The sequence below is a fragment of the Novosphingobium sp. PASSN1 genome (assembly GCF_002278815.1).
Genome location: NZ_NKIS01000005.1, coordinates 245344 through 257492, shown reverse-complemented (window position 1 = coordinate 257492; position 12149 = coordinate 245344). Strand labels below are relative to the sequence as shown.

The following is a 12149-nucleotide window of genomic DNA, read 5'->3' as shown; positions in this document are numbered from 1 at the left end:
TTCAGTTTAAATGCATAATAAATGCATTAAGGCGAAGGTGAGCTGCACCGCGCCGTCACGTCCGCTTTGGTGCCCAGCGTAACGCTGGCGAGGCCGAGGGCAAGCGGGCCGGGGCTGGCGAGGATGAGGGGGGCGGTGACCCTGCTGCTGTCTGCACCCGCCGGAAGCAGGCACTTCAGGGGCACTGCCAGCGTCTGCCACTGGCCGATGGGGAGTGCGGCGAGTTCAGGCAAGGGAACCGGCGCGGCACAGGGGCCTTGGCCGCAACGCGCGGCGATGGTGACGGGGGCAGCGGTCTTCGCTTCGAGGCGCACGGTCAGCAGCAGCAGGACATCGCCATTGGTTTCGCGGCTGAGATCGACGGGGCTATCGCTTTCGAGCGCGATCGTGACAGGCTGCTTGCCCGGTGCGATCACGATCCGGCGCGCGCCTTCCTGCACGTCCTTGTCGATGGCGGCGATGGTGACGCGGCCACCCGGCGTGGCAGCGGGAACCGGGCCGACCGTGTTCGGCGCGGCGGCGGGATCGGTGAGGACGAGACGCCAGCCGGGCGCGGCCTGCCCGCGCTGGAGATAGACGCCGGGCACCGCTTCCGCCGCGACGCCAGGGTCTTCGCTCAGCATGGTCCAAGGGGCTGGGCCATTTTTCATGGAGAGGCCGTAGCCGAACGGGAACTGCGCTTCGTCATCCGTGCGGGCGCTGCGCGGCCAGGCCATGGGGAGGCGGCCGGTGAAGTCCGCGCCGTCCTTGGCATAAAGCACGTCTGCCACGCCGCCGCCTTCGGAGCCGGGGAGCCAGGCCACGACGAACGCATCGGCGGTATTGAGAGCAGCGTTCACGAACAGAGGCCTGCCCGTCAGCATGACCGCGACGACGGGGATGCCCTGCGCCTTGAGCGCCTTCATCGTACCAATTGGGCCGGTGAGGTCCGCGCGCAGCTGGAGCGAGCGGATATCGCCCTGAAACTCGGCATAAGGGGTTTCGCCGAAGACGACGACGGCGGCATCGGGGCGCTGGCTGAAGCGGCCATCGGGGGCAAGTTCGGCAGTGCCGCCAGTGGCTTGTGCAGCAGACTTCAGACCTTGCCAGAGTGAGGTCGCACCCGGGAACAAGTCGTTCGAGAGGCCGGTGCCTTGCCAGCTGATCGTCCAGCCGCCGGATTGGCGGGCGATATCGTCTGCCCCGTCGCCCGCAACAAGCAGGCGCGCGCCCGGCTTTAGCGGCAGGACGCCGGTGTTCTTGAGCAGGACCAAGGACTTGCGCACGGCTTCGCGGGCAATCGCGCGGTGATCGGGGCTGCCCAGTTCCTGCCATTTGCCGGAGAGGGGCCGCGTGGAAGGCGCGCCCATTTCGAACAGGCCGAGGCGCAGTTTCACGCGCAGGATGCGGGCGACTGCATCATCGAGCCGGGCCATGGGGACGGCACCGCCTTGCACTTGCGCCAGCAGGCTTTCGCGCAGCGGCTTCCAGCTATCGGGCGCCATGTACATGTCCACCCCGGCAAGCAGCGCCTGCGGGCAGCTAGCATTGGTGCACCCGGGGATTTGGCCGTGGGCGTTCCAATCCGTCACGACGAAGCCGCCAAAGCCGAGGCGGTCTTTGAGGAGATCGGTGACGAGGCCCTTGTTGCCCGCGATCTTCACGCCGTTCCAGCTGGAGAAGCTGGTCATCACGGTGGCGACGCCTTCTTCGATCGCCGGGAGATAGGGCGCGCCGTGGACGAGGCGCAGCGTGGTCTCGTCGATCTTTGCATCGCCCTGATCGCGCCCGCCTTCGGTCGCGCCGTCTGCCAGGAAGTGCTTGGTGCTGGCGATGACATGCGCGCCGGCGAGCACGCGGTCCGTGGTGGGCGGGCCTTGCAGGCCGCGCACCATACGGCCGACATAGCTGGCGACGAGCGCGGGATTGGAGGCATAGCCTTCATAAGCGCGGCCCCAGCGCCAATCCTGCGGGACGGTGACGGTGGGGGCGAAAGTCCATTCCTGCCCGGTGACGCGGATTTCGGCGGCGGTGGCGGCGCCGATCTTCTCGATCAGATCGGGATCGCGCATCGCGCCGAGGCCGACGTTGTGCGGGAACAAGGTGGCGCCGATCACGTTGGAATGGCCGTGGACCGCGTCCGTGCCCCAGATCACGGGGATCGCCGGGCAGCCGGGGCGGCCGCGAATCGAGGCGGCGTGGAAGGCGTCTGCCAGCTTCAGCCAATCGGCGGCGGGGGCGAGATCATTGCCATAAGGCCCGGAATTGCCGCCATTGAGCACCGAGCCGAGATTGTAGCGCGCGACATCGTCGGGCGTGAGGCTGGCGATATCGCCCTGGATGACCTGACCGACTTTGCAGGCTGCATCCATCGCGCCCAGCAACTGATGGATTTTCGCCTCGTCCGCATCGGTCACGACTTTGGGCCAAGCGATTCGCGGCCATTGCTGCGGATGGACGGTGCTGGTCGATTCGGCAGCAGGCGCAGGACTGGCGGCAAGACCCGCAGCCGGGGTCATGCTCACCGCGAGGGCCAAGGCGCAAGCCATTGCGGCCACGGGGCCTGCAGGGGGCGAAATCCGCTTCATTCCTTGGCTTTCCTCTCGGTTTTCCGGCTGGCTTGACCATTCCGGGTTTCTTTAATAATAAAAGATGATAATATAAATTGAATGACAACGTTGACAATACGGACAAGGTGATCGTATTTCAACCGTGCCACACGCATCCGGGCTCATTCGCATCGCAAGCTTCGTCACAGGGGGTTTGCACCGGAGGCCGGAAAACCGAAAATGCGGCAGATGCCCCGAACCGGGTGCTGCCGCGCTTCAAGGAGGGGAAGGTTCATGTCTCAAGGAAACGCCCGAGGGCGGTTTGTACTGCTCGGCGCGGCTTCGACGCTGGCACTGTTCGTGGCAGGCAATGCCGCTGCGCAATCGGCACCGCAGCAGGCGGTCGATACTGCGACGAGCGATGAGGCCGCCGCGCCCATCGTCGTCACCGGCTTCCGCCAGTCGCTGGCCGCCGCGCTGGATGCCAAGCGCAATTCGACCCTGATCCTTGAATCGGTCAGCGCCGAAGATATCGGCAAGTTCCCCGATCAGAACATCACGGAGTCGCTCCAGCGCCTGCCGGGTATCCAGATCGACCGCGAAAATGGCCAGGGCACCAAAGTGCGGATTCGTGGCCTTGAACAGAACCTAACCGTGCTCAACAACGAACTGTTCGTGACCGGGCAGGAAGTGTTCAAGGTGGGCGAGGGCAACTTCACCCGCACCGACAGCCTGGAAAGCGTGCCTTCCGAACTGATCGGCGGGGTCGAGGTCTACAAGTCACCCAATGCCTCGCTGCTCGAAGGCGGGCTGGGCGGTATCGTCAACCTCAAGACGCGCAATCCGCTTGATCTCAAGAACGGCCTGACCGTGGCGGGCAACGCGCGGCTCAACAAGGCCAACGGCATCGACGGCTGGAAGCCGACCGGCGCAGTGGTCGCGAGCTACAACTTCAACGACAAGTTCGGCATCATTCTTTCGGGCAGCTATAGCAAGACCAACGCCCACTTCGATATTCTGGGCGGCGAAAACCGCGGCAACTGGGCGTTCGGCGCGGGCCGCCGCGACAGCGCGAGCGTTCCGACCAACTACTACGCGCCCGAATACCGCTACATGACCGACCGCGACCAGTATCGCACGCGCTGGGGCGTTTCGGCGGGGCTGGCCTATCGCCCGACCGATACGCTGAGCATGGACCTGCAGTACTTCCACTCCGATCTGAAGGTGGACACGCGCGAGGGTTCGGTGAAGTTCCCGTTTGGCCAGGGCGAGTCGCTCGGCCTGCTGCCGGGCTATCAGATCAACAGCAACGGCGTGCTGGAAAGCGGCACGGTGCGCGCCCAGTCTGCCGAAGCGATCTCGGTGGTGGACGTGAGCACGATCCGGTCTGACAACGTGCAGTTCGGCACCAAGTTCGACAACGGCTCGAACTTCCGCGCCAATCTCGAAGCGACGTATTCGAACGGCACGCTGTTCCGCGATGTGGCCAACAACGACGTGCGCTACACCAGGTATACCGTGCGGCAGGGCACGGCAGGCGGTCCGCTGGCCGATGGCGTGGCGCTCAACAGCGCGGCCCCCGCAACCTTCGATTTCACCTACAAGAACGGCGATCTGCCCAACTTCGGCATTGCCCCGAACAGCCCGCAGGACTTGTTCAGCAACCCGGCCAACGGCTTCTTCAAGTCGCACTGGGCGTTCGGTGACCGCTCGAAGATCAAGGGCCACTCGATCCGCACCGATTTTGCGTGGGATGTCGATCCTTCGGAACAGGGCAAGATCACGCTGAGCGCCGGTTTCCGCTATGGCCAGCGCACGGTGGACTTCACTTCGGGCCGCTATCTGGCGGACTATTCAGGCAAGGGCGAACTCGACGCCACCAAGATCCCGGCGGCCGAGCGCGTGCCGGGGTTCAACTACAACTACACCCCCTTCGGCTACTTCCAGGACGGCGCAATCGGCTACAAGATCTGCGATCTTCCCGAAGCCAACAAGCCCGCTGTGTTCAAGGGGTGCAGCCGGTTTGGCAATTCGCCCGCGCTGATCACGCCTTATGACACGTTCACCAGCAATGCGGGCCGGGTCGAGACGCTGGTCAACCCGAACATTCCGGGCGGCAAGGCGCTGATCCAGAACCGCGCGCAGATGGTCAATGCGCTGAAGTGGATCCAGGATCTCTATCCGGATACGCCGTTCAGCTTCTTCCAGGATCCGCTGCAGACCTTCCTCGTGAAGGAAGAGACAAAGACCGGCTATCTGATGGCCGATATTGGCGGCAAGGATGACGGGTTCCATGTCAACGTCGGCCTGCGCATTGTCGATACCAAGCTGAAGGTCGATCAGAATCAGGGCACCGCGAACCCGACGTTCTGGGGCACGGACAGCTGGAACGGCGTGGTCAAGGACTTCGACACGGCGAGCGTGCAGCGTTCCTACACCGACTTCCTGCCGAGCCTGAACGTGGTGGTGGATGCGGCGCAGGACGTGAAGGTGCGTGCCTCGGCCGCGCGAGTTACCTCGCGCCAGCCGCTGTTCGATCTGGGCCGGGGCTTTGCCACCGATTTCACCCGCGATGCCGCCACCGACAACTTCCTGTTCACCAGCGGCAGCCGGGGCAACGCTAACCTTGATCCGTTCCGCGCCTACCAGTTCGATCTGGGCGTGGAATACTACTTCGGGCGGCAGGGCCTGCTTTCGGCGGGCGTGTTCTGGAAGGAAGTGGACAGCTTTGTTGTCACGCAGACCGTGCCGGTGTTCGTCAACGATCAGGGCGGCGGGCGGCTCGGGCCGGTGTCGCAGCCGGTCAATGGTTCGGGCGGCCGGGTCAAGGGCTTCGAAGTGGCAGCACAATATGCCTTCCCGTTCGGCCTCGGCTTCACCGCGAACTATACCTTTGCCGATACCAGCACCGAATTCCGCAACGATTTCGAGACGGGTCTGCCGCTGCCGGGTGTTTCGAAGCACTCGTTCAACGGGCAGGTCTATTTCGAGAAGAGCGGGTTTGCGGCGCGCGCTTCCTACTCGTGGCGCTCGAAGTCCTACCTCGGCAACTTCGGCTTCGGCGATGGCGGGGTGACGCGCACGCTGGGGATCTACCAGAAGCCTTATGGCCAGATCGACGGGCAGATCTCCTATCAGGTGACGCCGAACTTCAACGTGTTTGTCGAAGGGATCAACCTCAACAAGGAAAACACCCGGACGTACCTGCAATTCCCCGAACTGCCGTTCCGGTATGAATCCGGTTCGCGCCGGGTGTTTGCGGGCGTCAAGTTCAACTTCTGATTGCTCCACTCCCTCAGGCCTTGGCCTTGGGCCTCTTCGGGGGAGGGCCTTTGCCGGCCTTCCCCCCTTCCTTTTGAGGCCATATCTTGCGGCCGCTGGACCGCCAGCATTGGGCGAACCTTATGACTGCTCCTGATCCCCTGCGTTCCATTCTCATCGTCGGTGGCGGCACGGCTGGCTGGTCGGCAGCGGCGCTGCTGTCAGCCGTGCTTGCGCCCGCCGGGACCGCGATCACGCTGATCGAGACGAGCGATGTGCCCACCGTTGGCGTGGGCGAGGCGACGATCCCGCCGGTGTTCGCGTTTCTCGCGAACTGCGGGATCGATGAGATTGATTTCATTCGCCATTGTCAGGCGACGTTCAAGCTGGCGATCCGCTTTGATGATTGGCTGGAGCAGGGGCATTCCTATTGGCACCCGTTCGGCAATATCGGCGTGACGATAAACCAGCGGCCGTTTCATCACTACTGGTGGAAGAACAAGGCGGCGGGGCATGGCGAGAGCATGGGCGATTTGTGCCCGGCGATTGCCTTGGCGCAGGATGGCAAGTTTGCGTTTCCGCCGCCAGACGGGAGCTTTCCCGGCGGCGCGCTCAATTATGCGCTGCATTTCGATGCGGGGCTGGTGGCGCAATATTTGCGGCGCCATGCCGAAGCGCGGGGCGTGCAGCACATCGATGCGCGGATTGCCGGGACGGTGCTGGCTGAGGACGGCGCGATTGCGGCGGTCATGCTGGCGGACGGGCGGCAGATCGCGGCGGATTTCTTTATTGATTGTTCCGGGTTTCGCGGCCTCCTGATCGAAGAAGCGCTCCACGCCGGTTATGAGGACTGGACGAAATGGCTGCCCTGCGACCGCGCGGTGGCGATGCCGACCGCGACCGTCGGTGCGCCCGCGCCCTACACGGTTTCCGCCGCGCACGAGGCGGGCTGGCGCTGGCGCATTCCGCTGCAATCGCGGGTGGGCAATGGCTATGTCTATTCCAGCCGCCATGTGAGCGACGAGGCGGCGGCGGAGACGCTGCGCGGTTCTGTGACGGGCGAGGCGCTGGCCGAGCCGCGTTTCCTGCGCTTCAACGCTGGGCACCGCAAGGCGATGTGGGTGAAGAACTGCCTCGCCGTGGGGCTTTCGAGCGGATTTCTGGAGCCGCTGGAATCAACCTCGATCCACCTCATTCACACCGCGCTCAACCGGCTGCTTGACTATTTCCCGGACCGGCGCTGCGATCCGGTGCTGGCGGCGGCCTATAACCGCGAGGCGGCGGACGAATACGCGCATATCCGCGATTTCCTGTTGCTGCATTATGTGCCCAACCGGCGGTTTGGCGAGCCGTTCTGGGACGAGATCAGGGCGACCCCCCTGCCGGACAGTCTGGCGGCGAAGCTGGAGCTTTTTCAGCGGACAGGGCGGGTCGTTTCGCGGCGGCGCGAGCTGTTTGCCGATGTGAGCTGGTTCTTCGTGGCGGCGGGCATGGGGATCGAACCGCAAGCGCTCGATCCGCTGGCCGATGCCGCGCCGTTTGACGAGGTGCGCGGTGTGATCGGGCAGATTGCCGAAGTGATGGGCCGCTATCGCTCTGCGGCACCGACGCATCAGGACATGCTGGCGCGGCTGCTCGATCCGGCGCTCAAAGGGCGGCCGAATTTTGCACAAGTGTGGGGCGGGGCATGATCGCCGGGCTGGAACTGGGCGGGACGAAATGCGTCGCCACGCTGGCCGAGGGGCGCGAGGTGGTGGACCAGCGCCGCGTGCCTACGCGCGATGCGGCCGCCACGGTGGGCGATCTGACCGCGATCCTCGATGCATGGACCGCTGCGCACCGGGTGCGGGCGATCGGGGTGGCGGCCTTCGGGCCGATCCGCACCGATCCTGCGGCGGACGATTTCGGCACTTTTCTGGCCACGCCCAAGCCGGGCTGGCAGGGCTTTGCCCTCGTCCAGCAGCTTCAGGAGCGATACGGCCTGCCGGTCGGCCTCGATAGCGATGTGAACGGCGCGGCGCTGGCCGAAGGACGCTGGGGCGGCGCGATCGGCATGGCGAACCATGCTTATGTGACGGTGGGAACCGGCGTGGGCGTGGGGCTGGTGGTGGGCGGCCGGACCATGGCGGGCCGCGCACACAGTGAAATGGGACACATTTTCGTGGACCGCGCGCCGGGCGATGGTGTCCCCGGAATTTGCCCGTTTCATGGGGGCTGCGTGGAAGGATTGATCTCCGGCCCGGCGCTCGCCGCGCGTGCCGGAAAAGCGGGTGAGGCACTGGACGAATTGCATCCGATATGGGATCAATTCGTCCATGTTCTTGCACGCCTCGTCCATACCATCGTGCTGACCGGAGCGCCCGAACGGGTCGCGCTGGGCGGCGGCGTGCTCAGCACGCGGCCTGCGCTGGTGGCGCGGGTCGATGCGGCGGTGCGGGCCAGCCTTGGCGGCTATTCGCAGGTGCCGTTTACGATCGGTATACCTTTGCTGGGCGATCAAGCTGGGCCGATGGGCGCGCTGGCGATTGCGCGCAATGTGCTGGAAGCGGGGGCGGCGTGAATCTGGGGCTGACGCGCAGCGGCTATCGCGGCGCGACGATCGAGGATGCAGGCGCGCACAACACGCGGATCGTGCTGCGTGCGATCCGGGCGCAGGGGATGCTGACCAAGGCAGACCTCGCGCGCCAGACCGGCCTTGCGCACCCGACCGTGACCAACATCACGCGCCGCCTGATCGAACGCGGCCTGCTGCGCACCGCCGGGATGCAGCGCGGCGGGCGCGGGCAGCCGGCCACGCGGCTGGTGATCAATGCCGAGGGCGCGCATGCCATCGGTCTCAATGTCGACCGCGATCATATCACCATGGTGCTGGCCGATTTTGCGGGCGCGGTGAAAGCGCGGCTCGATACCGAGATTGCCTTTGCCCTGCCCGAACAAGTGCGCAGCTTCTATCGCCGCAACCTTGACCGGTTGCTGGGCATGGCAGGTGTGGAGGCCGAGGCGATCACCGGGATCGGCCTTGCGCTGCCGGACGGGCTGGGTGTGATCGATCTGCCAGGGATGCCGACCGATTATGCGCAGTGGTCTGCTACCAACCTTGAAGCGCTGTTTGCCGAACCTTTGGGCAAGCCGATCTTCATCGAGAACGACGCGGCAGCGGCGGCCATCGGTGAAATGCAGTTTGGCCGCGGGCAGCGCGAGGCGAACTTCTTCTACATGCTGATCAGCTATGGCCTGGGCGGCGGGCTGGTCGTGGGCGGGCAACATGAACGCGGCGCGGACGGGCGCAGCGGCGAGATTGGCTTCATGCCGGTGCCGGGTGAAGGCCCGACCGGTCAGGCCGCGATGGTGCCGCTGCAATCCATCGTTTCCATTGCTGGGCTCAACCGGCGGCTGACGCAGGCCGGGCGCGCGCCCTTTGCGCAAGGTGAGGCACTGAGCGCGGATGCCGCGCTGCAACGCATCCATGATGAGTGGATCGAGGAATGCGCGCGCGCGCTGGTGCAGCCGCTGGTGGCGGTGAACCTGCTGATCAATCCGGGTGTGGTGCTGGTGGGTGGGCGGCTGCCAATGCCGCTGCTGGAACGGCTGACCCAGCGCACCAATCTGCTGCTGCGCAGCGGCGGGCGGGATGCTCCGGCGATTGCGCCGGTGATGGCGGCGGCGCTGGCGGAAGATGCCTCTGCCGTAGGCGCGGCGCTGCTGTCGTTCGATGATCTGGCGCTGGCGGAAGACGCGGCTTAATCCGCCTTGGGCGGCGCGGTGCTGCGGCGGATGAGGAGTTCGTGGGGAAGCTGGATGTCGCCGCCTTCGGGTTCGCCCTTCAGCACATCGAGCAGCATGTCCATCGCCTTGTAGGCCATCTCCTCCACCGGCTGGCGGATCGTGGTCAGCGGAGGCCAGACGACGCGGGAAATATCGGAATCGTCGAAGCCGACGACCGAGAGGTCTTCTGGCACATGCAGCCCGGCCTCGCGCGCGGCGGCCATGGTGGCGGCGGCCATGTCATCGTTCTGGGCAAGGATCGCGGTGGGCGGCGGATCGAGCGCGAGCAGGCGGCGTGCAGCGGCGAGGCCGGAATCGAAGGTGAACAATCCCGCCTCGATCAGTTCGGGGCGCAGCGCGATGCCTGCCTTGGCCAGCGCCTGCATCGTGCCGACCAGCCGCGCATCGGCTGCGGCGTGGCTGGGATCGCCCTTGATCACGCCGATGCGCTTGTGCCCCAGCGCCACGATATGTTCGGCCGCTTCCTGCGCGGCGGCGACATCGTCCATCGCGACCGACGGCCCTTGGCCGAGGAGGCGCGTGGGCGAGATGCGCGCAAACGGCATGCCCACTTCGCGCAGTTCGGCCATCAGCCCGGCATGATCGGACGCGGGCGGAGCCAGCAGCACGGCATCGAGCGCGGCGGAGCGCAGCAGGGCGATGATCTCGTCCGCGCGCTCCGTGACAGATTCCACCGGCAGCACGACTAGGCGGAAGCGTTCGCCGTGGAGCCGCTCCAGCGCGCCTTTCTGCAGTTCGACGACATAGCTGGGGCTGGGTTTTTCGTAGACGAGGCCGATGAGATAGGAGCGGCTGCGCACGAGGCCTTGCGCCGCGACATTGGGGTGATAGCGCAATTCGCGCATCGCTTCGTGCACGCGGGTTTTCACCGCTTCGGTGACGTGGGGTTCGTTGTTGACGACGCGGCTGACCGTCTTGGCGGAGACACCTGCCATGCGCGCGACGTCGACGATGGTGGACCGCTTGGGTCTGGTCATGGAATTTGCGGCCGCCTTGTCGTGGGAACGTTACCCTGATCCTACACCGTGGCGGCCGGAAATTGCTAGGCCTTCACCACTTCACTGTCGATCTGGCCGAAGGGCGCGCGGCCCGTGCTCTCTACCGCCGTCATCCGCACGGTATCGCCGAAGGCCATGAACGGCGTCTGCGGCGCGCCGTGGGCAATGATCTCGATCGCCCGGATCTCCGAAATGCAGCTTGAGCCGACTTCGGCGTAATTGGCGTTCGAGACGGTGCCGGAGCCGATCACCGTGCCCGCCACAAGATCGCGGGTGAGGGCGGCATGGGCGATGAGTTCGTGAAAGCCGAAGGCCATTGCGGCGCCATTGGCGCGGCCCACTTCGCGGCCATCCCAATCGATGATGAGATCGAGGCCGACGCGGCCATCCTGCCATGCCGCGCCCAGTTCATCGGGCGTGACGGCAAACGGGGCCATCGAGCAGGCGGGCTTCGCCTGAATCCAGCCAAAGCCGGTCTTCATCTCGACCGGGGCGATGGCGCGCAGCGACCAGTCGTTGATCTGGACGATGAGGCGGATGTGCTTCAGCGCATCGGCGGCGCTGGTGCCCATCGGCACGGCATCGACCACCACGCCGAACTCGCCTTCGAAATCGATGCCGTGTTCCATCGCGGGGAAGGGCACGGGATCGGCGGGTCCGTAGAACCGGTCGGACAAGCCCTGATACATCAGCGGGCGGTCCCCTTCGTGGGGATCGTGCTTGAAGGCCACCGCCATGAGATCGCCGTGGGTGGTGAAGGCTGAGCCATCGAGCCATTGCCAGGTGCGCGGCAGGGGGGCGGCGAAAGTCAGGTCATCGGTCGGCTCGCCCTCACCGGCGTCGAGACGGGCCTGCGCGGCCTTGAGCCTTGCTTCGGTCGCGGGCCAGTCCTCCATCGCGCCAAGCAGGTTGCCGCCGACGCGCAGCACGCGCTCCCCGTCTGCCGAGACGAGCACGAGCGCGCCATCGGCCGTGCCGTCGCGCAAGGTGGCGAGCCTCATGACTTCAGGTCCGGTGCGAATTCGCCGTCGATCAGCACGAAGACGATGCGGCAGTTCTTGTCAGACCGGTTGGCCCAGCCGTGGTTGGTGCCGCGCTGGATGACGATGTCGCCGGGATAGACCGTGGTTTCGCCTTCATCCATGATCAGCACGAGTTCGCCTTCGATGACGATGCCATAGTCGATGGTTTCGGTGCGGTGCATCAGCGCGTGGCGTGCGCCTTGCTTCGCGGCGTTGGAGGCGTGGCCCGCACCGATTTCGGCGAAGTGCGCGGCAGCTTCCTCGGGCGTCATGTTGCGGATGCCGTCGCCTTCGGGGGGGATATCCAGCACGCGGATGCGGGTGCCGTTTGCGGGCGGGGCAAGGACGATGCCGTCTTCATGCGGCTCGCCCGAAGCGGCGTCGATGAAGGCTGGCGTCTGCTGCGTGTTCCACACTTCGTGGAACAGCGGGCCGATGGCACCGCCAACGCGCTGGACGCGGGGGGCGGCGCTATCTTCCTGAATGATCGCGCGGCCGGAAGCGTCGTGGCCGGTGACCACGCGGCGCACTGGTTTCATGTCCATATAATCTCC

Annotated in this window: 8 protein-coding genes; 4 read left to right on the top strand and 4 right to left on the bottom strand. The window is 65.5% G+C overall.

Features of this window, described 5'->3' with window-relative positions; translation table 11 throughout:
* Nucleotides 1-26: 26 nt before the first annotated feature.
* Complete coding sequence (locus CFE35_RS10815) at nt 27-2567, bottom strand: exo 1,3/1,4-beta-D-glucan glucohydrolase (protein WP_292930607.1); 2541 nt, start codon at nt 2565-2567, stop codon at nt 27-29.
* Between the two features lie 255 nt (nt 2568-2822).
* Between CFE35_RS10815 and CFE35_RS10810 the strand changes: the two genes are divergently transcribed.
* The 4 genes from CFE35_RS10810 to CFE35_RS10795 all read left to right on the top strand — a co-directional run bounded on the left by CFE35_RS10810 (nt 2823) and on the right by CFE35_RS10795 (nt 9533).
* Entirely contained in the window at nt 2823-5810 is a 2988-nt protein-coding gene (locus CFE35_RS10810; protein ID WP_292930606.1) for a TonB-dependent receptor, read from the top strand.
* Between the two features lie 122 nt (nt 5811-5932).
* On the top strand, nt 5933-7480 hold the full coding sequence (locus CFE35_RS10805) for a tryptophan halogenase family protein (RefSeq protein ID WP_292930605.1): 1548 nt from the start codon (nt 5933-5935) through the stop codon (nt 7478-7480).
* Nucleotides 7477-8349, top strand: coding sequence for an ROK family protein (locus tag CFE35_RS10800; RefSeq protein ID WP_292930604.1), 873 nt, complete (start codon nt 7477-7479; stop codon nt 8347-8349). The genes CFE35_RS10805 and CFE35_RS10800 overlap by 4 nt, the downstream gene beginning before the upstream one ends.
* Nucleotides 8346-9533 carry an ROK family transcriptional regulator gene (locus tag CFE35_RS10795; RefSeq protein WP_292930603.1) on the top strand — a complete coding sequence of 396 codons (1188 nt, stop codon included), beginning with the start codon at nt 8346-8348 and terminating at the stop codon, nt 9531-9533. The genes CFE35_RS10800 and CFE35_RS10795 overlap by 4 nt, the downstream gene beginning before the upstream one ends.
* On the opposite strand, the gene CFE35_RS10790 is transcribed toward CFE35_RS10795, so the two are convergent.
* From CFE35_RS10790 to CFE35_RS10780, 3 genes are all read right to left on the bottom strand, one after another.
* A complete protein-coding gene (locus CFE35_RS10790; RefSeq protein WP_292930602.1) occupies nt 9530-10552 on the bottom strand; it encodes a LacI family DNA-binding transcriptional regulator in 1023 nt (340 codons plus the stop codon). The genes CFE35_RS10795 and CFE35_RS10790 overlap by 4 nt on opposite strands.
* 65 nt (nt 10553-10617) lie before the next feature.
* Nucleotides 10618-11574, bottom strand: a complete 957-nt coding sequence (locus tag CFE35_RS10785) for a fumarylacetoacetate hydrolase family protein (RefSeq protein WP_292930601.1) — start codon at nt 11572-11574, stop codon at nt 10618-10620.
* Nucleotides 11571-12140: a cupin domain-containing protein gene (locus CFE35_RS10780; RefSeq protein ID WP_292930600.1), complete on the bottom strand. Its 570-nt coding sequence runs from the start codon at nt 12138-12140 to the stop codon at nt 11571-11573. Before CFE35_RS10780 ends, CFE35_RS10785 begins: the two co-directional genes overlap by 4 nt.
* Nucleotides 12141-12149: the final 9 nt, after the last annotated feature.